This is a genomic window from Pseudomonas putida, assembly GCF_022627325.1.
GTDB lineage: Bacteria > Pseudomonadota > Gammaproteobacteria > Pseudomonadales > Pseudomonadaceae > Aquipseudomonas > Aquipseudomonas putida_X.
On the sequence record NZ_JAETZZ010000021.1, the window covers coordinates 22,101 to 46,764 of the forward strand.

At 54.1% G+C, this 24,664-nt stretch carries 14 protein-coding genes and 4 pseudogenes; 14 read left to right on the forward strand and 4 right to left on the reverse strand.

The genetic code is table 11. From position 1 onward, the window contains the following. The 3 genes from tssB to JNA92_RS24570 all read right to left on the reverse strand — a co-directional run bounded on the left by tssB (position 1) and on the right by JNA92_RS24570 (position 2,442). Positions 1–534, reverse strand: coding sequence for a type VI secretion system contractile sheath small subunit (gene tssB, locus JNA92_RS24560; protein ID WP_012314370.1), 534 nt, complete (start codon positions 532–534; stop codon positions 1–3). Positions 535–595: 61 nt separating this feature from the next. Then, entirely contained in the window at positions 596–1,345 is a 750-nt protein-coding gene (locus JNA92_RS24565) for a hypothetical protein (protein ID WP_241807108.1), read from the reverse strand. A gap of 545 nt (positions 1,346–1,890) precedes the next feature. Further along, the gene (locus JNA92_RS24570; RefSeq protein WP_241807109.1) at positions 1,891–2,442 is read right to left on the reverse strand and encodes a hypothetical protein; all 552 of its coding nucleotides are present in this window, start codon (positions 2,440–2,442) and stop codon (positions 1,891–1,893) included. Positions 2,443–2,572: 130 nt separating this feature from the next. On the opposite strand from JNA92_RS24570, the gene tri1 reads away from it, so the two are divergent. Both tri1 and JNA92_RS24580 read left to right on the forward strand, forming a co-directional pair. Further along, complete coding sequence (gene tri1 / locus JNA92_RS24575) at positions 2,573–3,688, forward strand: ADP-ribosylarginine hydrolase Tri1 (protein ID WP_241807110.1); 1,116 nt, start codon at positions 2,573–2,575, stop codon at positions 3,686–3,688. 373 nt (positions 3,689–4,061) lie between these two features. Further along, positions 4,062–4,535: a hypothetical protein gene (locus JNA92_RS24580; protein WP_241807111.1), complete on the forward strand. Its 474-nt coding sequence runs from the start codon at positions 4,062–4,064 to the stop codon at positions 4,533–4,535. A gap of 906 nt (positions 4,536–5,441) precedes the next feature. On the opposite strand, the gene JNA92_RS24585 is transcribed toward JNA92_RS24580, so the two are convergent. Further along, on the reverse strand, positions 5,442–6,458 hold the full coding sequence (locus tag JNA92_RS24585) for a hypothetical protein (RefSeq protein ID WP_241807112.1): 1,017 nt from the start codon (positions 6,456–6,458) through the stop codon (positions 5,442–5,444). Between the two features lie 211 nt (positions 6,459–6,669). Here JNA92_RS24585 and tssI point away from each other — a divergent pair, with 211 nt between their 5' ends. The 12 genes and pseudogenes from tssI to JNA92_RS26225 form a co-directional block, all read left to right on the forward strand. Beyond that, entirely contained in the window at positions 6,670–8,520 is a 1,851-nt protein-coding gene (gene tssI / locus JNA92_RS24590) for a type VI secretion system tip protein TssI/VgrG (protein WP_241807131.1), read from the forward strand. Between the two features lie 10 nt (positions 8,521–8,530). Beyond that, entirely contained in the window at positions 8,531–9,112 is a 582-nt protein-coding gene (locus JNA92_RS24595; RefSeq protein ID WP_241807113.1) for a hypothetical protein, read from the forward strand. A 37-nt stretch (positions 9,113–9,149) separates the two neighbouring features. Next, a complete protein-coding gene (locus JNA92_RS24600; protein ID WP_241807114.1) occupies positions 9,150–9,617 on the forward strand; it encodes a DcrB-related protein in 468 nt (155 codons plus the stop codon). A 4-nt stretch (positions 9,618–9,621) separates the two neighbouring features. Further along, positions 9,622–13,842, forward strand: coding sequence for an RHS repeat-associated core domain-containing protein (locus tag JNA92_RS24605; protein ID WP_241807115.1), 4,221 nt, complete (start codon positions 9,622–9,624; stop codon positions 13,840–13,842). Between the two features lie 9 nt (positions 13,843–13,851). Next, complete coding sequence (locus JNA92_RS24610) at positions 13,852–14,379, forward strand: hypothetical protein (protein ID WP_241807116.1); 528 nt, start codon at positions 13,852–13,854, stop codon at positions 14,377–14,379. A gap of 1,285 nt (positions 14,380–15,664) precedes the next feature. Then, positions 15,665–17,295: pseudogene (locus JNA92_RS24615) on the forward strand (RHS domain-containing protein); the annotation flags it as partial. A 43-nt stretch (positions 17,296–17,338) separates the two neighbouring features. Continuing rightward, positions 17,339–18,007, forward strand: a complete 669-nt coding sequence (locus tag JNA92_RS24620; RefSeq protein ID WP_241807117.1) for an Imm26 family immunity protein — start codon at positions 17,339–17,341, stop codon at positions 18,005–18,007. Positions 18,008–18,351: 344 nt separating this feature from the next. Beyond that, a pseudogene (locus tag JNA92_RS24625) lies at positions 18,352–20,868 on the forward strand (RHS repeat-associated core domain-containing protein); the annotation flags it as partial. A gap of 9 nt (positions 20,869–20,877) precedes the next feature. Then, on the forward strand, positions 20,878–21,462 hold the full coding sequence (locus JNA92_RS24630; RefSeq protein ID WP_241807118.1) for an imm11 family protein: 585 nt from the start codon (positions 20,878–20,880) through the stop codon (positions 21,460–21,462). Positions 21,463–21,745: 283 nt separating this feature from the next. Continuing rightward, a pseudogene (locus JNA92_RS24635) lies at positions 21,746–22,516 on the forward strand (RHS repeat domain-containing protein); the annotation flags it as partial. Beyond that, a complete protein-coding gene (locus tag JNA92_RS24640) occupies positions 22,501–23,040 on the forward strand; it encodes a hypothetical protein (protein ID WP_241807119.1) in 540 nt (179 codons plus the stop codon). The pseudogene JNA92_RS24635 and the gene JNA92_RS24640, both read left to right, overlap by 16 nt. 921 nt (positions 23,041–23,961) lie before the next feature. After that, positions 23,962–24,390: pseudogene (locus JNA92_RS26225) on the forward strand (type IV secretion protein Rhs); the annotation flags it as partial. Positions 24,391–24,664: the final 274 nt, after the last annotated feature.

A 24,664-nucleotide genomic window follows, 5' to 3' on the forward strand; every position in this document is an offset into this window, starting at 1 on the left:
TTACTCTTTGCCATCGGCGGCGGGGACGGCGGCTTCGCGACCGAATTCCTTGCCCAGGGTTTTCAGCTTCTCGGTGTTCTGCAGCACGTCCATCAGCAGCTCTTCGAGCTTGTCGTTGCCGCCCATCTTGTTGCGCAGGTCGGCCAGCTTGTTACGCACTTCCAAGAGCTTGCGCAGCGGCTCGACTTGCTTCACCACGTTCTGCGGCTCGAAGTCTTCCATGCTGTTGAAGTTCAGCTCCACGCCCAGCTGGGTGCCGTTCTTGGCCAGGGTGTTGTCGACGCGGTAGGTCAGGCGCGGCTTGATGCCTTTGAGCACGCCGTTGAAGTTGTCGCGGTCGATGAAGACGAACTTGCGGTCCTTGAGCTTGGGCAAGGGCTCCAGCGGGTTGCCGGAAAAATCGCCCAGCACGCCAACGACAAAGGGCAGCTCCTTTTTCTCGATCGCATCACCGATGTCCACGTCGTAAGTGATGTGAACCCGCGGCGCGCGAACGCGGTCGAGTTTGTGCTGGGTACTTTCCTTCTTCGCCATCGTGTTCTCCAGTGCGAGCAATTCGCTGCGAATCATGGCGCGGCCCGGCAGGGCCTGCGCGTTACAGTCCTTCGATCGTCAGCAGCAGGCGCTGACGGATTTCGTCGTTCATTTCCAGAATGTTGTCGCGCCCCACCAGCTCTTCGAAACTGGTGTTGCCGGCAATTTGCGTGCTGCTACGGATGACCGAATCGTCGGGAAGTTCCGAACGCACCGGCGAGCTGATGACGCAGAAGGGCAGGTCACCCATGCCTTTGAGGCGCTCGAAGCTCAAGCCAAAGCGCAAGCCTTCGAACAGGCGGCCAAGGCCAGGCGACTTGCTCAGGCAGTAGAACAGCACCAGGTAGTGCACCACGAAGCGGTACAGCTCGGCGCTGCTGCGGTTGGGGTCGCTGATGACATTGCGAAAGCGCGCCAGCTCGAAGCCCTGAAAACCCACGACCCAGCGCACAGGGCTGGTGACGCGGATGACCTGCCCGCTGGGGGCCAGGACCTTGTCGTATTCCAGGGGGAACAATTCGGGGGTGGTGCTGATGAGGTTTAGCGGCACTTCCAGCTCGCTGACCAGCTGGAAAGGCGTGGCCGAGCCGATGCGTTCGTACAGTTCGATAAGCGACTGGAAGTGGCCTTGGGTTTCGCGCCCGCTGCTGCGTTGCGCACCCTGCAGGTATTCGCCGAACAGCGTTTGCGGACGGATCAGCGGCGCCACGGTAGCGAGGTAATCGCCCGCCTGCGCCTTGAGCGCATCGGAGATTGCCCGCGTTTGGCTACGCAGCTTGATCAGTGCTTCGACATCAAACGTCTGTGTCATCGGTACATCGTCCATGAGCCTTTTGAATCGTCCTGATACGCCGCTGGCGTGGACTGGAAACTCGGTACTGGCACATGAATATCGTGTTGCCAGTAATGCCGTGTAGGGCACCCCACGTTGGAAGAAGTTCCTGTGAGGGCCGCGATTTTTTCCCTGTTTGTGACGCAGCGCAATGATGTCGCATTGATATCGGGCAGGGGTTTTGAGTGCGTAAAATCTGGGCTTGGGCCCGTGGGGAAGGGGCTTGAGGCCTGTGAAAACAGCTGAAAAAGAGATTGGAAAATATTTTTCAAAAGGTGAAGCAGGTCGCATTTCTGGGTGGCCCTGGTGGTGCTGCGAGGGCTTTACCACGGGCCTTTCAATGATGGCAATGCGACGGAATACGCCGCATGCAGCGGCGGATGGAGAGGGTTCAAGATCCAGGAGCCGGCATATTTGAGCGGCGTGTTTGACAGGCTCACTGGCACGGGATGCGCCCGTGATCGCCGGCAAAGCCGATGCCATCCCACTTCGGCCGTGCCGTTCGGCGGCAGGTTGGGGCGTTGCTACCTACCGTCCACCTGGACGCAAATAGTCTTCTCCCCCACAACTTTGCACGGCCAACGGTCGTTGATGTAGGAATCGGGCGTAAAGCATATGCGCTCATCGTTCACCCAGAACATCTGCCATGCGGAGCCTGAAATACGGAGCTTTGGGCAAGACCAGTAGCCCTTCGCAGAGAGTGTGGCCGTGGTCGCAATGATCATGGCCGGGGCAGCGCAGCACATTATCGCGAACATCAACTGCAACGACCGGATTTCGAAGGTGTGAAGCCTGGACTTATTGGGCGGGTCGAATTTCTGACCGGTCCATACCGCGAAGGCGCAGACAACGAGCGAGTAGGGCGTCCCCGGAATCGCCGCGAGTACGAAAAAACTCATGAGCGGCGTTTCCACAACGGGTGCATTTCTGTAGAGGCGCCCATACAGCGGCAGCAGTTCGGTCCACAGCACGTAGAACGCAAGTGCGCACACCGCTAGCATGCACAGCGCAAAGCCGATGGCCACGCAGCGAAAGAGCAGCGGGGATCTGACATGGAGTTCGGGATGAGATTTCATGATGAGGTCAGCGTTCCTTGCTGTGCTTGATCGTTGATTTTGCCAGAGCCTGTCTGGCGGTGTTGTCAGGGGCTGACCAGGTCAGCAAAATGGGCCGATGGATGAGTGCAAGCCTTTGCAAGGAGCCAGCATGATCGACCTGAGAAGTCCGGACGCAGTCCTGAGCGAATACGCCCAGCGCTACATCGATCTGGTCCCCGACGTATCCCCCCAGTTACAGCAACGCATGGAGTACATATACGATCCAGACCCGCCCATATTGCCACGCATCAAGCCAGCCTGGCTGAGCGACAGGCCTTGCACGCTTTCACGCGAACAAGCACTCGACCGCGCGCAGGGCGCACTGCTGGGCCTGGCAATCGGTGATGCGGTGGGGACCACACTGGAGTTTCAGCGCCGCGGTCAGGGCCAGGTTACAGACATGGTCGGTGGTGGCCCATTCCGTCTGGCGCCCGGCGAGTGGACCGACGATACCAGCATGGCGCTGTGCCTGGCCGATACTTACGCGGCCAAGGGCAGGTTCGATTTCGCGACTTTTGCAGATGCACTGGTGCGTTGGTATCGCCAGGGCGAGAACAGCGTCAACGGGCGCTGTTTCGACATCGGCAATGCCACTCGGCGCGCGCTCGAAGGGTGGGAAGCTGAGGGCATTGCTTGGCAAGGGAATGCCGAGCCCATGACCGCTGGCAATGGTTCGTTGATCAGGCTTGCGCCCACTGCCATTTTTTGGCGCCACTCGCTCTCGGCGACTTGGCGAGAAAGTGCCACGCAGAGCACGGTCACGCACAGCGCGCCCGAAGTGCTGCAGTGCTGTAGCCTGTTCGGCGCGCAGTTGCATCTGGCACTCAATGGCGCCGACAAACACGAGGCGCTGGCAGCCAAAGTGCGCCCGCTGACATCTCGGCCGCGGATTATCAATGCTGGCGAATACAAGCTCAAATCTCGAGAGCAGATTCGCTCTTCTGGCTATGTGGTCGACACCCTCGAAGCAGCGCTCTGGGCGGTTTGGCACACTGATAATTTCAAGGATGCGATTCTGCTCGCGGCCAACCTTGCCGACGATGCCGACAGCGTGGCCGCCACGGCGGGGCAGTTGGCGGGTGCCTTGTACGGGGTATCGGGAATGCCGCCCGAGTGGGTAGCCAAGGTGGCCTGGTCGCAGCGTATAGGTCACTTGGCAAGGCGCTTGTTTGAGCATTCGCCGGCAACTGACGAACTCGATGAGCTGGTGTATGCCGACAACTGATGCTCAAGCCTTCCTCTGGTGAGCGGCTCGCAGAACGGGATCTTGCGCCACGTCGTTGAGGTACGAATCACTCCCAGGTTTGCTGCTTTCTACAAGGGGCTTCGGGTTGGGGGCGAATAGGGTGATTTATTAGTAGGTAACAAATAGACTTATGTTTACCACGGATAGATTTTTTGCAAAGATTTGGTCGGCCTGGACGCTGGTCGTAATAGTCACTGTACTTATGATCGGTCTGAACCCAACGCTTTTCGCTATACCAGCATTCATTGTGGTGGTCGCAATGACGCTGTGGTGTATCCATTGTGCTTATCGGACTGAGTACTTTGTAAGCTTCGCGAATTTGCGCGTGTTCTTCAATGTGTCGTGTGCGCCAATGTTCGCGTCGTTGCTGATATTGGGTATTACGTTCAAGAAAATGAAGCTGAGTGCGCCAGCGTCGTTGATGTTAGGCCTCGCGCCTGTCGTGTTGGTGTTGTTGGCCTACGCGGCAGCTTATTACTGGCGCAGCAAAAATGACATTCTCCAATACAAAGGGCGCCGCGTTGAATCCATAGAGCCGCCTCAGCAAGTTAGTTGGTGGCAGGCAGGTTTGGCCGCGGGCTTGAGCAGCGTAATTTACCCCCTGATGAAAAGTCATGACGTGCCGGCCACCGGGTTGATCTATTGCCTTATGCTCATCTCTGTGTATATGGTTTTTTATAATCGCGACAAGATCAGTGCGCTCAGAGACCTGAAAGCGCGCGAGGCGAAGGAAAACGGTCATTACATTTTCATGGACATTGAGGCTATTCAGAGCATGCGGGCTGCCTCGTGGCTGGGTAGGCTATTTGCCGTGCGGGCGCGCTAATGTTCACTGTTGCAGGGAGTCATTATTCTGACTGATGTTCTTTTAGTAGCATCTTCATGATTGGTCCCGCCATCGTTGGGGTTGGCGCTGGCTGGAGCGCAGGTGTCACTATCTGGCTGGCATGACTGAAGAAGTGATTTGCACAATTACCATGTCGTTATATATGGTTTTTTGATCGCCACAGTATTGTGCTTGACCTGTTGCCACGCCCCGAATACCACCACGCGTGATGCAGTCAGTATCCAAAATCTGAAAGGGGGCTTAACGTTCCGCTATGTTGCAGGAGGGTCAAGCTCGTTTAATAAGGAGCCGCAGAGAGATTTCGTGGCTCCTTTTCTACAGCTGGTTAGCGACTGTCAAATTGTACGCATACATTTTTGTCCCCAATGCGCTTACAGGGCTGGTTGTCGTTAGTGTAGAAATCAGGCTTGAAGCAGTACCGCGCATCGTTTACCCAATATACCTTCCATGCTGATCCGGAGATCAGCAATTTTTGACACGGCGTGTACCCCTTTACCCACAAACCAAGCGTTACAAGTACAGCCAGTGCTGGCGCTATGCAAATCATTGACCATAATGTCAATTTATAAGATTGATACTGGAATCGATAAAGGCGAGAGTTGATAGGCGGGTCAAACTTTTTGGCGCGCCAGCATGCGTAAGCGGAGGTTATGACGAGTATGGGGCTAACGGTGCACATGGCGATGAGCATAAAGCCCAAATAGGGTGTGACTACAATGGGTGTGTCTGTAAACAGGCTGCCGAATAGCGGCAGTATGTCGCTTACAAACCAGTTGGCTGAAAGGAGGCCTAAAGCAGCGGTCAATAGACAAATACTAAAAGCCACGAGGCGGAAGATATACGGTGAGCGCTCGTGAAATTCATAAGGGTGATGTGTGGTCATTGTTAGAACTTTGGCAGATTGAAAGTCGGGACGGAGGGCATGGACGGCAGCTCAGGCAATGACGGCCACCCAGGTAAATTGAGGTCTCCAGGCTGCAATTTTCTAAGTGCCCAACGCTTGGCCTCGCTGTACAGGTTCTCCGCAATTTCACTTACAATGTTCGTGACGGTTTCTTCTGCGTATTTTTGCATGTCTTCAACGCTGATGAGGCTGGCCTGCTGGTGTAGATATTGAATGTTATCTACGGCGTAGCGGAGTCCGGCTTTAACAGAATTTTTTATCCCGTATTCGGCGTCGAGTACGTTAAGCCCCCAGCCCACTGCGAACACAACAGCCGCACCCGCGATCACCGGTGCGGCGGCGAAAGTGGCCATTGTGCCAATAGCAAGTCCAACAGCATATCCCACTGCTGTCGCAATCCCAGCTTTCACCAACTCCACCCCGATACCACCAAACAAGTCACTCATCACGTGCTCGTCGCCAAACGCCCACTCCGCGACTTCGATACCGACGGCTACATAGCAAGAGAGCTTAAGCGCCTTGAGGGAGGAACCGCGAATGCCGTATTTGCCGATGCCCATGCTGATCAGTTTTGCGTTCTGAATACCATAGCGCGGCGCATTGAGCGTTTTACGCAACCCAGGGTACCCCGTGATAATTACGTACTGTTTACCCTTGTAAAAGGTGTAGCGTATCTTGGTGAGTAAACCACCCATATCTCTAACGAAAGAAGCCGCGTTACGTGCATCCCAGGCGGCCATGGCTGCGGGAACGCCCCATGTGGTATTCACAAACGTATGAGGCAGCCCGTTGTAGGCAGACTTGACACTTTGCCCGATGCCGCTCAGCAGGTCTGCCTGTGTGCGAGTGCATACCTGCGGAGGCTGTGTTACGGCGTGTGCTTGCGGTGTGGAGCGGTCCTGTGCCTGGAAAGCTTCAATCGGCATCATCACCATTTCCATGTGGTTAGAATCCATCTCCCGGTCAAGTTGGCTGAGTTGGCTCTCACTCACGCTCATCGCAGTTCTCCCTGAAAAATTCGCTATGTGCTGCCTCATGGCTATGCGCAGGGAGCCTACACCTCAGACGTCAGCCAGAGCAAACTCATGGTCATGACGTCATGTGATTTCAGCTTGGGTGAAAGGGAGATGGCTTAATGGCATCATTTGACAGCACCGGCGAACCACGTTTTCATTGGTAGATTTCCAGCTTGATGCAGGATGCATTGAAATGATTACGGACGCCCTCGAGTCGATGCTCACGCAGAATAAACGCCTGTTCACCTTCGACTCACCTTTGCCTCCCGAACAAGAGCTCCAACTGCTTAGTTTCAGCGGCCGCGAGGCGATTTCGGAACTCTTCAGCTTCCAGGCAGAACTCATCTCCCAGGATGCTCGGATCGAGCTCAAGAAACTCATTGGCAAGAAGGTAACTGTAGGCATCGCGCTTGCCGATGGGAGTACCAGATACCTCAGTGCGCATGTGTCTGACTTCGTGCATACCGGTGCCGACGGGGGTATTGCTAACTACAGCGCAGAGCTGGTGCCATGGCTCTGGATTCTCAGCCGTCGCCGTGATTCGCGCATTTTCCAAGACAAGACCACCGAGCAGATCGTCAAGGAAGTCTTCGACTACTACCTGACCTTGGCCGACCATGAATTCCGCCTGAGCCAACCGCTCAAACCGATCAGTTACTGCACGCAGTATCAGGAATCTGACCTGAATTTCGTGCTGCGTATGCTTGAACATGAAGGTCTGTTCTTCACTTTCGAGCATTCTCAGGAAGGCCATCGCATGATCATCAGCGATGACAGCAGCATCCTTCCGCAGTTGGAGCGCCAGCCGCTGATCCGTTACCACAGTGCGTCGGTAACTGAAACTGCAGACTCGATCACCGCGTGGTCTTCGGCGCGGCGGATGCAGCCAACACGCTTGGCTCTAAAGTCGTTCGACTACAAGCAACCTGCCAACCCGCATCTGGTACAGCTGAATTCCGTCAACCAGCAGGGCGAGGTCGGCCAGTACGAAGTCTTCGAATACGAAGGCCTTTACGGCTACGCCGATTCAGATGAGGGCCTGCGCAAGGCTCGGCGTCGGCTCGAGGCAATAGAGGTGGACGGCAAGACATTCCACGGCAAGAGTAATTGTCGCGCCATGGAGCCGGGTCATTACTTCGAGCTTAGCCAGCATTACGATCACGACAACGACACGCCGGACGATCGCCAGTTTCTTCTGCTATCCGTCACTCACTGGGGGCGTAACAATTACGCGAATGACGGTGAGGCAGGCTACGGGAACAGCTTTACGTGTATCCGGCGCAAAATCCCGTTCCGCCCGTCATTGAGCACGCCTAGGGCAGGCATCTCCGGGCCCCAAACGGCCATCGTTGTCGGCCCGCCCGGCGAAGAGATCTATACCGACGAACTGGGGCGTGTGAAGCTGCAGTTCCACTGGGACCGCAACGGTGAGTTCAACGACCAGAGCTCCTGCTGGGTCCGCGTGGCCCAGTCCGGTGCCAGCGGCGGCTTCGGCAGCATCCAGATCCCCCGCGTCGGCGATGAAGTGGTGGTGGTGTTCCTCGACGGCAACCCAGATCGCCCACTGATCATGGGCAGCCTGTACAACAGCAGCAACACCCCCCCATGGTCGTTGCCAGCGAACAAGACCCAGAGTGGTTTCCTGACCCGTTCGATGAAGGGCGACGGCGGTACCGCGAACTTCTTCCGCTTTGAAGACAAGGCCGGCGCCGAGCAGATCATCATGCACGCCGAGCGGAACATGGACACCGAGATCGAGCTGGATGAGAAACATGAGGTGGGGAACAACCGTACGATCAAGGTGGGCGGGGCGCACACCGAGATCATCAAAAAAGATACGGTGGTGAATGTTCAGGAAGGGAGCTACACCCTGCAGGTGGATAACAAGTTCGTACAGGTAAGCGCCAAGGAACGCATTCTGCTCCAGGTCGGGCGGAGCAAGATCGCTATTACATCCGAAGGCATCACCATCGAAGCTGACAAGATCGACATCCTTGGTAAAAACACCTTCGTCAAAGGTGATCGTGTCGACATCAACGAGTAAGGCGCAGCCGATGGCCACCAGCATTTACGACAGAATTTCTCAGAAACGTGAGGCCGCCGAAGCACTAGCCCGGCAGCAGGCCGAGCAAGAGCGGGCGGCCGCCGAAGCCGTGACCACAATGCCCGAACCTGTTCCGGTGTTGCCGTTGGATGTTGAGCAAAACGCATTAAGGGTAGCAGGGCTTAATTTGCGGATGCCTTCAGGTTTCAGCTTTCGCGATATCGAAACTACCTTGGAGTTCGCAGGTTGCGAGGTAACGTTCAGCGCGCGCCGAAGAGCGGCTCCTGAGGGTTTGAATCTGCCCAAGGCAGTTGATCAATATGTTAAAAACCTGCGCGCAGCTCATCCCGAAATGACCTTGGTACGCCAGGATCACCGCCTGTTGGCAGGGCACCCGGCCTTAGCGCTCGATTACCTATTCCCTGTTGCCCAGCAGCGTCAGCACGGGCGCACCGTATGCGCCATCATCGCCAGCGACGATGGCGCACGGCAATGGCTCGAAATGTCCACGCACATCGACCCTAGCCAGCCTCAACTGGCCGAGTGGCTGATCGAGTTTGATGCCATGCTTGCCGGCATGACCGCACAGTAAGTACTCCTAATTTTTGTGTTAATGGAATTTTAAAACAATGGACTATCAGCTTCAGGAAGGATCTATCACGTTGCCGGAAGGCTTCCAGGACCGGACAGTGAACATGTTCATCCTGGGCAATAACATTCCAGCGCCGCTGAATATCACGCTTTCGCGTGACAACCTGTTACCTGCCGAAGACCTGAAGGCTTACATTGACCGCCAAGTGAAACTGATTGCCACAAAGCTTCGCGGTTACACGGTCCTCAGCAAAACGCCCGCGCAGTTGTCCTCCAGCCAACCATTGGCCGGCATCCAGGTCGAGGGGTATTACATGAACGAGGGCCGGCCTGTTTATCAGCGCCAGGCCGCTTTTGAAGTCGCCCCAGGCCGAATTCTGGTGTTCTCCACCACCAGCCAGAAGGATTTCAGCGGTAAACAGAATGAAAGCTGGCTTGAGCTTCTGAGTAGCTTCCAGCCGCGCCAGGATGCAGCGGCATCGTCCGAAAACGCTACTCAGGACTGAGCTCATGTTTGAAGCAGCGCGGTGGGGGGATGAGATCGAACACACTGGCGCCCTAGCTGGGTTTCTTGCCGGTGCAGTAATTGGGTTGGCGATCGCGACAGCCGCAGCCTTCACGATTTGCACGGCTGGCCTTGGCGGTTTTTTGCTGGGCGCGGCGATTGGCTTGGGCGCAGGCCTGCTGCCAATGCTAGGGGAGAAATTCGGGTCAATGTTCAGTTCACCGGCTGGGCAGATCGAGTTAGCCGGGTGTTCGACGAATGTTTTCATCAACAAACGCAATGCTGCTCATGCTGAACTGAGCACCGCCAAATGCGACAAGCATCCACCACCAGTGCTGGTGGCCGAAGGGTCTTCGAATGTATTCATCAACGGCGTAGCAGCGTCGCGCAAAGGCGACAAGCTCACCTGCGGTGCCAAGATCTCCGGCGGCTCGAACAACGTCTTCATCGGCGGCGGTACCCAGCGCTACCTGCCGGTGGACGAAGAAATCCCGGAATGGCTGCGTGTCACGGTCGACGTACTGATGATCGCGGCTTCAATGGGCCGGTCGATACTCGCGGTTGGCCGTTTGGGGTTACAGGCAGGCCTCAAGGCTGCCGGCCCCTGTGCCTTGCAGACGGGCGCGACGATCGCGGGCAGCTACCTTGCCGGGCGCTTCATCGTCGGCCCGGCCATAGAACGTGCGATCGGCGGTTTCACCGGTAATCCTGTAGATATGACGACTGGCCGCAAACTGCTGGCCAACGAAACGGATTTCGTCCTGCCAGGGATGATGCCAATCGAGTGGTCACGCTTCTACGCCAGCGACCTGGCTGTCGACAGCGTGTTGGGCCAAGGCTGGATACTGCCTTGGGAGCAAAGCCTGCGCCGCAGCGGCGGCTTCGTTTATCACACCGACAACCAAGGGCGCAGCGTTCCGTTCATTGACCTTGAGCCGGGCGAAAGCATCTACAACCCGAACGAGAAAATCCATCTGGTGCGCACGGTAGGCGGCCACTACCTGCTGCAGACCCTGGACAATGTGTTCTTCTACTTCGGTGAGGTACCGGACGATAACACCGCCGTACCGCTGTACCGGCTGGAAAACGCGCTGGGTCACTATCTGCATTTCACTCGTGATGCCGAGCAGCGCCTGACCGACATCAGCGCGCCCGGCGGTGTGCGGGTACACCTGCATTACGAGCACCCCCTCGGTCGCCTGACCGACGTCAAACGCATCGTCGACCAGCAAGCCGTGGAAACCCTGGTCCGCTACCGCTATGACGACAGCGGTCAACTGACTGAAGTCATCAACCGTAACGGTGATTCGGTCCGACAGTTCCATTACGCTGAAGGCCTGATGATTCGCCACAGCAATGCCCTCGGCCTGATCTGCGAATACCGGTGGCAAACCCAGAGTGACAAACCCCGCGTTGTCGAGCACTGGACCAGCGACGGCGAGCATTATCATTTCCGCTACGACTTCGCCCTGCGCACGAGCTGGGCCACGGACGTACTGGGCCGGGAGCTGGAGATCCACTACAACGAAGACCACCGGGTCGTCGCCAGCCGCGACTTTGGCGGCGAGCGCTACGGCATGGAATTCGATGCGTTCGGCAACATCATTGGCTTCACCTTGCCGGACGGTAATCACCTGGCGCTCAAGTACGACGACTTTGGCAGGCTGGTCCAGGAAACCGACCCACTGGGCCGCAAGATCAGCTACAAACATCACCTCGCCACGCCACTGGTGACTGAAACCTGCTTCCCCGATGGCAGCATCTGGAAATCTCGTTACGATGCCAAGGGCAACCTGATCGCCGAAATCGATCCCCTAGGCCACAAGACCGAGTACCTCAACGGCGAAGACGGCCTGCCGCACACGATCATCGATGCGAACTTCAAGTCCAAGTACCTGTGGTGGAACGCCTACGCCCAGGTCGATCGTTTCGAGGATTGCTCAGGCAAAAGCACCTACTACCGCTACGATGAGCGGCAACACCTGGTCGCCGTCACCGACGCGCTGAACCAGACCACGACGCTGGAGCGCAAACCCGACGGCGAAGTGCTGCGCATCTGCCATCCGGATGGCACCGCCGAATCCTTTACCTACAACGCCCTGGGCCAGGTGCTGACCCACACCGACGGCAAAGGCCAGATCACGCGTCTGCAGCGCACCTCGCGTGGCCTGCCCAGCAGCCGCCAGGATGCCAAAGGGCAGTGGATTCGTTACGAGTACGACAAAGCGATTCGCCTGACTGCGTTGGTCAACGAAAACAGCGCGGCCTACCGCTTTGCCTATGACGCCTCGGACCGCCTGAGTGAAGAAGTGCGGGTGGACAACCTGACCCGGCGCTTCAGCTATGACGTTGGCGGCAATCTGGTTCGCCTGGACGAAATCGGCTATGGCGAAAACGGCGAGCGCCCAGAACGCAACACGCTGTTCGAGCGTGACGCGATTGGCCGCTTGCTGGCCAAGGTCAACCGCGATGCCCGCCAGGATTTCGAGTACGACGAGGCCGACCGACTGCTGAGCATTCAGCGCACGCCGAGCAGTCTGGGCAAGCAATTGGGCATCACGGATGAAAAGCTAAGTTACCGCTATGACCTGCTGGGACGCTTGACGCAGGAACTGACCCCGAGCGGAGCACTGGATTATAAATACGACCCGCTGAGCAACCTGACCACACTGACCCTGCCAGACGGGCGCAAGGTCAACCACCTGTACTACGGCAGCGGTCACCTGCACCAGCTGAACCTGGACGGTCAGGTCATCAGCGATATGGAACGCGATGACCTGCACCGCGAGGTGTATCGCACGCAGGGCAAGCTAACCAGTTGCTTTGGTTACGATGCCATGGGGCGCAAGGCGTGGCAGTTTGCGTCGACCTTGCCAGCGGAAAAGCTGTCGCAAGTGCACAACCCCGGGATCAATACGTCGTTGCTGGTGGAGCATGCGTACAACCCGATTCACCGCCGATACCAGTACGACCCGGCTGGGGAGTTGGTACGCACCCTCGACAAATTGCGTGGCGAAATCAAATACGCGTACGAAGCCAACGGCCAGTTGCACAGCCGTGATACCGGTTCCCTCGTAGGTAGTGAAGAGTTCCGCTACGACCCGGCCGCCAACAGGCTGGACTTCAATGCGCGTCAGTTTGAGAAGGTCCAAGACAACCGCATCAAGCGTTGGCGGGATCAGGAGTACCGCTATGACCCGTGGGGCAACCTGATCGAGAAGCGCTCGGGGCATAGCAAGTTGCAGAGCTTTAGCTATGACTGCGAGAACCGGCTGGTTCGAGCGGAGACGCTGGTCAATGGCAAGTTGGAAAGCACCGGCACGTATGGCTATGACAGCCTGGGGCGCCGGGTAGCCAAGCAATCGGAGATCAACGGCATCACGGAGCAGAAGCGCTTCCTCTGGCAAGGGCTGCGGATGCTGCGTGAGGAGACGCCTGAGCAGAGCATCCTGTATTGCTATGAGCCGGGTAGCTATGCGCCGTTGGCTCGTGTTGATCAAGCGGAGGGACAAGAGCAGAAGGTCTACTACTTCCATACGGACCAGATTGGAACGCCTCTGGAACTGACTGATAGCGAAGGCCAAATTGTCTGGCAGGCGATCTATCGATCCTGGGGAGCGATTGAGCAACTGTCGGTCAATGATATCGAACAGAATCTAAGGTTTCAGGGCCAGTATTTTGATAGTGAAACGGGCCTGCATTACAATACGTTCCGCTATTATGACCCTGAATCAGGTAGATTTACCACTCAGGATCCTATCGGCGTATCAGGTAATTTCAACTTATATCACTATGCTCCAAACCCCTGTATTTGGTTGGATCCATGGGGATGGTGTGGTGAGTTAAGTGGGAAGGCAAGGCAAGTTCACGATCTTGCGGGGGGGGGCGATGCCAGGGCAATCCGAAACTCAACAGTCTCGATTGTCGAGGCAAACGTAAATGGCAAGCCGCAATTGTTTGCTGCTGGTAGCGGCGGGCGATTGTCGCCCGCACAGCGTGAATTGTTGCAAGAATTAGGAGTGCCTAAGGAAAACATTTTCAATGGTAGAGCTTTTGTAAAGGATTTTGAAAGGCTTGAAAATCACGCTGAACGTATAATTTTGCGAAATCTTCCAGAAAACTCAGTGGTGTCACGGTGGGGTGTTTCATGGGGAGGGCTTCAGAGAAATGCTTCATGCGCAAGCTGTCAGCCTCATGTAGATATCGCTGGCGGAATATTTGACTAGGGAGTAGAAATGGTATTTCCATCCGAGAGGCAACAGATAATTACAGATGCACTGAGAGCGCTTGATCTTGATGAGAAGGCAAAATTTAGTGCATGGTGTTTGTATTACTTCGAGACGGAGCCGGTGTTAACTAGCTATTTTGATATGGAGTTGGGCCCCTCTGCCAAAGAGAGAGTTATCGCCCTGGCAAGGAAGTTGTGGCTTAATGACTACGACATAGATTTATTGCAGGGCGACTTGAAGTTTTTAGAGGCATTGGATTGGGATATAGATGCTGTCAGTGAGTCAGATATCAATGCATCTGAAGGCGTGACGGATTATCTTGCTGCAGCGACCTTTGCTGTGAAAGGTGTATTGGCTGACAGTGAAGATTATTTCTATGCTTGCTCTGAGAATGTGATCAACAGGCTGGATTATATTATGAACTTTAGCGAGTCCGACTTGGTAGAGAACCTTGTTGATGCTGAATATGAGAAGCAGAAAGTTTTTCTAAAGCTCATTAAATCTGAGCCACTAGAGATTAATTGGTCTCGATAGCTTTTCGTTTTGGCTATGGCGATTTTTTTGGGGTGTGGAATTTATAGTACGTTGTAATTTCTGGTTGCCATGCTGTAACCGGTGTTATATTCCACGCCGTTCAGGCCTACACGCCTCTAGAAATGAGGAGAAGTGAGGGTGAGATTGTTTGGCAGGCGGCATATCGTTCGCGGCTGGGCTATTGAGCACTTGGTTGTGAATGAGGTAGATCAAAACTTGTGGCTCGAAAGCCAGTACTTCGATCACGAAACAGGACTCTACTACAATATTCCAAGCCTGCGGTGCTGAGCTCAGCGGTTTTTTATCCCCAGGATTCAATAGGATTGACAGGAAGAATTAAAATTTAGTCGTACACTACAAGCCTTATTCTTATCATTGGTCAGCCGGGATAGCGTTCTCCCAAGTTTGCGCATAACATGGACATAGGGGATGCTAACCACCTTTTTATCCCTGAGCAGTTCATATATAGGCCTGTTTTCAGCTCTACGCTTAAAAGGTTGAGGGGGTGGACTGTGAGCGCATGTGCGATCCCTGTTAGGCTTTTGGGTGCAGTTTTCCGATTTGGTAAATGAACTGTATCTTGAATTACTCTGAAATAGTGCTTGGCGCTCTTTAATAAATTGGAAGTGGATAAGGGGGTGTTTATGCTCCCTTATACACACTTACAGTCTGGAAGAGCGTCGCCAGCCGTGACTTTGGCGGCGAGCGCTACGGCATGGAATTCGATGCGTTCGGCAACATCATTGGCTTCACCTTGCCGGACGGTAATCACCTGGCGCTCAAGTACGACGACTTTGGCAGGCTGGTCGAGGAAACCGACCCACTGGGCCGCAAGATCAGCTACAAACATCACCTCGCCACGCCACTGGTGACTGAAACCTGCTTCCCCGATGGCAGCATCTGGAAATCTCGTTACGATGCCAAGGGCAACTTGATCGCCGAAATCGATCCCTTGGGCCACAAGACCGAGTACCTCAACGGCGAAGACGGCCTGCCGCACACGATCATCGATGCGAACTTCAAGTCCAAGTACCTGTGGTGGAACGCCTACGCCCAGGTCGATCGTTTCGAGGACTGCTCAGGCAAAAGCACCTACTACCGCTACGATGAGCGGCAGCACCTGATCGCCGTCACCGACGCGCTGAACCAGACCACGACGCTGGAGCGCAAACCCGACGGCGAAGTGCTGCGCATCTGCCATCCGGATGGCACCGCCGAATCCTTTACCTACAACGCCCTGGGCCAGGTGCTGACCCACACCGACGGCAAAGGCCAGACCACGCGTCTGCAGCGCACCTCGCGTGGCCTGCCCAGCAGCCGCCAGGATGCCAAAGGGCAGTGGATTCGTTACGAGTACGACAAAGCGATTCGCCTGACGGCGTTGGTCAACGAAAACAGCGCGGCCTACCGCTTTGCCTATGACGCCTCGGACCGCCTGAGTGAAGAAGTGCGGGTGGACAACCTGACCCGGCGCTTCAGCTATGACGTTGGCGGCAATCTGGTTCGCCTGGACGAAATCGGCTATGGCGAAAACGGCGAGCGCCCAGAACGCAACACGCTGTTCGAGCGTGACGCGATTGGCCGCTTGCTGGCCAAGGTCAACCGCGATGCCCGCCAGGATTTCGAGTACGACGAGGCCGACCGACTGCTGAGCATTCAGCGCACGCCGAGCAGTCTGGGCAAGCAATTGGGCATCACGGATGAAAAGCTAAGTTACCGCTATGACCTGCTGGGACGCTTGACGTAGGAACTGACCCCGAGCGGAGCACGGGATTATGAATACGACCCGCTGAGCAACCTGACCACACTGACCCTACCAGACGGGCGCAAGGTCAACCACCTGTACTACGGCAGTGGTCACCTGCACCAGCTGAACCTGGACGGCCAGGTCATCAGCGACATGGAGCGCGATGACCTGCATCGCGAGGTGTATCGCACGCAGGGCAAGCTGACCAGTTGCTTTCGTTACGACGCCATGGGGCGCAAGGCGTGGCAGTTTGCGTCAACGGTACCCGCCGACAAGCTGTCGCAAGTGCACAACCCCAGCATCAATACGTCGTTGCTGGTGGAGCATGCGTACAACCCGATTCACCGCCGTTACCAGTACGACCCGGCTGGGGAGTTGGTACGCACCCTCGACAAATTGCGTGGCGAAATCAAATACGAGTACGAAGCCAACGGCCAGTTGCACAGCCGTGATACCGGTTCCCTCGTAGGTAGTGAAGAGTTCCGCTACGACCCGGCCGCCAACAGGCTGGACTTCAATGCGCGGCAGTTTGAGAAGGTCCAAGACAACCGCATCAAGCGTTGGCGGGATCAGGAGTACCGCTATGACCCGTGGGGCAACCTGATCGAGAAGCGCTCGGGGCATAGCAAGTTGCAGAGTTTTAGCTATGACTGCGAGAACCGGCTGGTTCGGGCTGAGACGCTGGTCAATGGCAAGTTGAAAAGCACCGGCACGTATCGCTATGACAGCCTGGGGCGCAGGGTAGCCAAGCAATCGGAGATCAACGGCATCACGGAGCAGAAGCGCTTCCTCTGGCAAGGGCTGCGGATGCTGCGTGAGGAGACGCCTGAGCAGAGTATTCTGTATTTCTATGAGCCGGGCAGCTATGCACCGTTGGCTCGGGTTGATCAGGCGGAGGGCCAAGAGCAGAAGGTCTACTACTTCCATACCGATCAGATCGGTACACCGCTGGAGCTTACGGATAGCGAGGGTGAGAATGTCTGGCAGGCGACGTATCTGCCTTGGGGGGGCGATTGAGCAGTTAGCCATCAATGAAGTCGAGCAAAATCTGCGCTGCCAGGGCCAGTACTTCGAAAGTAGGTAGATTTACTACTCAAGATCCCATTGGAATTGATGGTGGATCCAATCTTTATTTATATGCAATCAACCCTATAGCGTGGGTTGATCCATCAAAAAGTCGACGTCGAGCGCCGTTGCCTGTTGAGGAGATTGATGATGGGATGGTGGAATGTACCCGGAAAAAATGAATTAGTTGTCGGAGATATTCCCTTAGATCGAATTGGGAAGTTGTTGGAGGAGCTTCAGGAGCTTTATCTCGAATCCTTGGGTAGACGTCCTGCGCTTGGTGAAATAAGCTATATGATTGAGTTATCTCTCAAGGTTAATGGTCCCGGGTTGTTTCATGGCCTGGAAACTGGCTCAGATAAGTGTGAGGATGCTTCAGTGCGCAAAAATCAAGCCATCAAATATTCTTCGGGCGACATCCTTGCTTTTAAAATTGATGAGGAAGTGTATGGATTCGCGAGGTTGATAAGAAAGATAGAGCTGGGTTATGTCTCTGAGATTTATTGTGAGACTGCTGTGTCGCCCAGTGAGGGGTTATCTGTCATAAATAAAATAAAAAAATTCCCGGTGATATTGGATACTTTTTCGTTGTTAGAAATGGGAGAGGGGGAATGGTCTGTGATCGGTAATGCGAAAGGAGAGAATGATGATAAAATAGATGGTTTGCGGTTTGTGTTTGGCACTCCGCCATTTGACTTGAAAAGTATTGATGTAAATGAGGATGAGAAAAAAATATCAGAGAATGATTCTCTAGGTCTGCCTCCTTATGAGCAGATGGGCGACGAGGATGTTAAGGAGCTGTTTGAGGCAGGCTGAATGATATTGTTGGCGTAGCTTGTTGAATTTTTTATAGGCGAAATTTAAACTCGAATGCAGTTTTAGCTTTTTCTGTAGATTGATGGCAATGTTCTGGTAAATTAGTTCCGATCGTAAGATTTTTGATTTGCTTTGCTTCCTGTAGGTCTTTGAATATTGGCGTCGATCTGGAGTGATGCTCACCTGCTGATTAAATACTTGAATGACGATCTTTAAAATTGTTGAATCGGAAGCGGGTGCCGACTTTGTTTCATTCGCTTCCATCTCCTTGAGACCCGCCTGACCGGTCGACGGAGGGTCAACAATCAGGCCGTGGAAACCCTGACTCAATACCGCTACGACTTCCGGACGGCAGCACCTGGCAGGCGCGCTACGACGACAAGGGCAACCTGCTCGCCGAAATCGACGCGCTGGGCCAGATGACCGAGTACCTCAACGGCGATGATGGCCTGCCGCACACCATCATCGATGCGACGTACAAGTCCAAGCACCTGTGGTGGAACACTCTGGCCCAGGTCGAGCGGTATCAGGACTGTTCGGGCAAGAACACCTATTACCGCTATGACGAGCGCCATCACTTGGTGGCCGTGACCGATGCGCTGAACCAGACCACCATGCTGGAACGCAAACCGGACGGGGAGGTGGTCAAGATCGACCATCCGGACGGCACGGCAGAGACGTTTACCTACAACGTCTACGGCCAGGTGCTGACCCACACCGATGGTAAGGGCCAGACTACCCGCCTGCTGCGCACCGCCCGAGGCCTGCCGAGCAGCCGCCAGGATGCCAAAGGTCAGCAAGTTCGCTATGAGTACGACAAGGCCGTGCGCCTGACCGCGTTGGTCAACGAAAACAGCATGCCGTACCGCTTTACCTACGATGCGTCGGACCGGCTGGTGGAAGAAGTGCGGGTGGACAACCTGACGCGGCGTTTCACCTACAACGACGGCGGCCATCTGACCCGGCTGGACGAAATCGGCTACGGCGAGAACGGTGAACAGCCACAACGCGAAACGCTGTTCGAGCGCGACCCCATTGGCCGCCTGATGGCCAAGCTCAACCGTGATGCGCGACAAGACTATGCCTATGACGATGTTGACCGGTTGCTGAGCATTCAGCGGCACCCAACCAGCATCGGCAAGCAACTCGGCATCACCGAAGAAAAGCTGGAATACGCCTATGACCTGCTGGGGCGACTGACCCAGGAAATCACCCCACAGGGCGTGCTCGGCTACGAATACGACCCGCTGAGCAACCTGACCACACTGACCCTCCCGGACGGGCGCACGGTCAACCACCTGTACTACGGCAGCGGCCATCTGCACCAGCTGAACCTGGACGGCCAGGTCATCAGCGACATGGAACGCGATGACCTGCACCGCGAGGTGTATCGCACGCAGGGCAAGCTGACCAGTTGCTTTGGCTACGACGCCATGGGGCGCAAGGCTTGGCAGTTTGCTTCGACCCTGCCGGCGGAAAAGCTGTCGCAAGTGCAGAACCCGGGCATCAACACCTCGCTGCTAGTGGAGCACGCCTACAACCCGATTCACCGTCGCTACCAGTACGACCCAGCGGGCGAATTGGTGCGCACGCTGGACAAGCTGCGTGGTGAGATCAAGTACGAATACGAAGCCAACGGCCAGTTGCATAGCCGCGATACTGGCTCCCTGGTAGGTAGCGAAGAGTTCCGCTACGACCCGGCAGCCAACCGACTGGACTTCAATGCGCGGCAGCTAGAGAAGGTCAAGGACAACCGCATCAAGCGTTGGCGGGATCAGGAGTACCGCTACGACCCTTGGGGGAATCTGATCGAGAAGCGCTCGGGGCATAGTAAGTTGCAGAGCTTTAGCTATGACTGCGAGAACCGCTTAGTGCGGGCCGAGACGGTGGTCAACGGCAAGCTGGAAAGTACGGGCGCTTATCGCTATGACAGCCTCGGGCGACGGGTTGCCAAGCAATCTGCATTAAACGGTGTGATAGAGCAAAAGCGTTTTGTTTGGCAGGCTTTCAAGATGCTGCAGGAGATGGCGCCGGGGCGTAGTACGCTCTACTTGTATGAGCCGGCAGGATACATACCTTTAGCACGCATTGATGACGTTGAAGGTGAAATGCAGCAGATTTATTACTTTCATAACGACCAAATGGGATCGCCGTTAGAACTGACGGATAGCGATGGTGAAGTTGTCTGGCAAGTGCGTTATAAGTCTTGGGGAGTAGTTGATGAGTTTTGTGTCAGAAGAGTTGAGCAAAACTTGCGCTTCCAAGGGCAGTATTTTGATGAGGAAGCAGCGCTTCATTATAATCTTTACAGGTACTACGATCCTGAAATAGGCCGATTTATTACACAGGATCCAATCGGTGTCTTGGGTGGGGAGAACCTGTATGTATATGCTCCTAATCCAATCTCTTGGGTAGATCCTGCTGGATTATCACCTAGCAAGCTTCTTGCTGCGGCCATGGCAAAGGCTGGAAATACAGTTCCCTCTGGATATGCTGCCCACCATTTAATTCCTACTAATGTTGTAAATAAGTCTAATCTCATTCAAGAGGCAATGAAGCGAGGTATATATAATCCAAATGGCGCTAGCAACGGATCACCACTCCCTACCACATCTGCGGAATCCCTAGCCTCAGGTAAACCGCTGCATAGTGGTGGCCATTTGGGTTCTTACTATGACGCAGCTAGGAACCGCTTATTGATAGCGGAGCAGAAGATTGGCAATGTGGCTACTGCATCTGATAAGACTCTTCTTAAAAAGATCGGCGCTGTCGAACGCAGTATGAGGATGAGTCTTGGTTCAGATACCTTGCGCTTACAAAATACGGACCCTAGGCCGAAAGGCACCAGGTCGACATGTTAGGAGAAAATCATGAAATATTTCACAATGTCGCATGAGTTGGTTGAGGGAGGATATACGGATGGCGATGTTTCATTCTCACCGGGGCTCGAAGACTACTATCAAGTAGGGAAATTCCTTCCGTTAGAAGGTCTATCAATTACCGTAGTGTTGGATAAAAAAGTTCGCAGTCTGAAATCTGATTTTTTCTTAACAGCATGCGGTGCGTTTTTTGGGTCGAAAGAGTTAAGGGTTGTATGTGAGGAGTTGGGTTCTGATGCTAGGTTCGTAAAGGCTGAGGTAAAATATTTTGGCGGGATGTCTGTAGAAAAGGATTACTTTTTGATTCATTTAGATGAGAAGATCAAATGCTTCGATTATGACCAATCAGATTATTCTGGTAAGAACATGGTTTTAAGAAGATTGCAGTCAGGGGAGTTGGATGCTGAGTACCTGGCCCGAGGTGTAACAAAGCTGTGTATCGATGAATCCAAAGCAGATGGTTCTCATTTTTTATTTTTGGGTGGCGTGGCTTGGATTGATCCGATAGTGTCGGAGGTTTTTGTTAGTAAGGTTGAAAGCAAAAAACTCGCTATAAGGTTCATTGCTCTCGGTTGAGTATTCGCTCTCGCTGGTGTCTCCAAGTGTTGATTTGCTAAGTATAGTAGAGTGGGGTTCGTCAAAGTTTGTGTATCAGAGATGCTCAAGGTCGCTAGCCAGAAAATTATCGTCAGAATAGCTGATTGGGAAGTGGGTGTCAGATTGTTCTAAAAGTTCCAGGGTTATTTACCTTTTTAAAATTTGGATTATTTTTTTGATTGGTTTTTTTGCTGCATTGCTGCGCCTTTTTGATCTAATTAGCTGTGCGCTGTAGGCAGCAATCATCTAGCGCTCAAATACGGAGACGCCGGAGCAGAGCATTCTGTATCTCTGTGAGCCGGGTAGCTATGCGCCGTTGGCACGGGTTGACCAGGCGGAGGGACAGGAGCAGAAGGTCTACTACTTCCATACGGACCAGATTGGAACGCCTCTGGAGCTGACTGATAGCGAAGGCCAAATTGTCTGGCAGGCGAGTTATCGGTCTTGGGGTGCGATCGAGCAGATGACGGTCAATGAAATCGAACAAAATCTAAGGCTTCAAGGGCAATATTCGGACTCAGAAACAGGGCTACACTACAACACGTTCCGGTACTACTCACCTGACACTGGACGATTTGTTACACAAGATCCCATAGGCTTAATTGGTAGTGTTAACTTTTATGCGTATGCTGTAAACCCTGTTGGGTGGATAGATCCTTTGGGCTTGTCTGAGCTTTTAGCACTGGTTAGAGAAGCCCATGGTCTCCTAGATAAGACTGCCCAGAAATTTAAGACAACCGCTATAGGGCTTGATAAAGATGGTGGCATGTTTATCTCCTCAAGTGATAAAACTGTGCCAAGAATACAAAGGGAGTGGGCCCAGCAACGTGGGATATCAGTGGTGAGCGGGGTTGGGCACGCTGAAGAAACTATTATCAAGGCAGGCAAGGGGGCAACGACTATTGACGCATCACGAGGCGTGTGTTTGGATTGCGAGCATTTAATGAAAGAGCATAATGTAAAGACCAATACCCATACAACAGGTAGGAAAAGTAGGAAGCGTATTGGAGGCTCGACATGCAGTGGGGTGTGATTTTTGGAAGTGCCAGTATTCTACCGAGATTTTCTGGCTTGTCTGATAATGAGAAGGCTATAGTTGGAGCTGCTTATTTATATAGGCAGCTGCGGCTGGTCGAGCAGTTTGATGCTTGTTATGACGAAGATTTGACTCAGGTGTTCAAGGAGGGGGTGGTCGCTTGTACCAATACCAATTTAGCAGCAGTACAGTTGGTGGGGCGCGTTGAGTCGAAGATACCGGACACTGACGAGTTTCCGGAGGAAGAAGGGGCATACGCCCAGAATCTATTTATTGCATTAAAGTATCTATTGGAGTTTGTCTTTGAGGGGGGGGTAGAAGCTTTCGAAAGCGCTATTTCCATGGCTATGGAAAATATAGATGTAATCAACTATAATATCGATCCTAATTATGATAAGTCTGCTGCGTTAACTGGAGAAGTAGCAGTAGCGTCATCTATTATAGATAAGTTTGCTCTCAGGAGGCAGGATAGGTCTGGATTGGATCTACTGAACTGGCTCTGTGCAGGGAACTTCATCTGATCTAAGTTGGTTGCATAAAACGACGGTATTAGAGAGGGCTAGGTATGATCAAACTAGTGAAAAACGATAATTACGATTATTGCTCCAATAATCCTGGCTCGGATTAGTTATCCTTAAACGGCACCTGCTCGCGCTTTTCTTGTTTAGGTCTGACCTTCAAAGGTTCCTAATGCGAAAGCGAATCTCGGGCTTGCATTCTTCACTTTCTTCTTATGCTACTGATGTTGGTCGGAGTTGAGCTGGTTCGATAGAGTAAAGTCGTTAAGTTGAAGCCAGAAATCCAGCAGTACGTCCGTGGGCTGCTGGTGGGAAGTGCTGAGGTAAAATAAGCCGATCTGACTCTTTGAAGGCGCATATTTTAAACCAGCCTAAAGATTGCAGCGGTTGTTGTTCGGCTGATGAGACCCATTAGGTGGTGGTTCTAGTGGCGCTAGCGATTATCTGTCTCTAACTAAACCTCCGGCCGAGAATATGATGGCATACGGAGCCGAACACACCAATGCCAACTAGTTTCTTGTGGGATGTGATGGATGCAAGGTCAAGGACAACCGGATTAAGCGGTGGTCGGATCGGGAGTACCGCTACGATCCGTGGGTAGGTTTAAACCTAATGTTCTTTAACATTGAGTATTTTATGGGGGCATGTGGTCCCCTTAATACATGGCCTATTGACTACAGGGGCTAACCCTACGCCATCGACCTGGACGATTTCGGCAACATGGTCGGCCTGACCCTGCCGGACGGCAACCAGCTGCGCTTCAAGTACGACGAGTTCGCCCGCCTGCTCGAAGAAACCGACCCGCTGGGCCGCACCATCGCCTACGAATACCATCACCTGACCACCCTGGTAACCAAGGTCACTTACCCGGACGGCAGCACCTGGCAGGCGCGCTACGACGACAAGGGCAACCTGCTGGCTGAAATCGATGCGCTGGGCCAGATGACCGAGTACCTCAACGGCGATGATGGCCTGCCGTACACCATCATCGATGCGACGTACAAATCCAAGCACCTGTGGTGGAACACCCTGGCCCAGGTCGAGCGGTATCAGGACTGTTCGGGCAAGAACACCTATTACCGCTACGACGAGCGCCATCACCTGGTGGCCGTGACCGATGCGTTGAACCAGACCACCATGCTGGAACGCAAACCGGACGGGGAGGTGGTCAAGGTCAACCATCCGGACGGCACGGCAGAGACGTTTACCTACAACGTCTACGGCCAGGTGCTGACCCACACCGATGGTAAGGGCCAGACCACGCGTTTGCTGCGCACCGCCCGAGGCCTGCCGAGCAGCCGCCAGGATGCCAAAGGTCAGCAAGTTCGCTACGAGTACGACAAGGCCATCCGCCAGCCGCTAAACGTGAGTCCAGAGGCTACTCTGGTGTTCAGTTGACGGAAGAGGATGGTTAAATTATGCAGAAAGCAATGCTCTTTACTCTAAAAAGTCCTATGTCAATCCAATAGTCGAAATATCGTATGTTGGCGACGACTACTTGAATTTTGAAGCTGCTAATCATAACGCTGGGCTTTATTAGAAGACAACTCCTACCGGCCATGTATGGCATCCTGTGGATGATTACGGCCCGGTCACTAGTAAAGGTACTATGTAGTTGGTTGAGCAG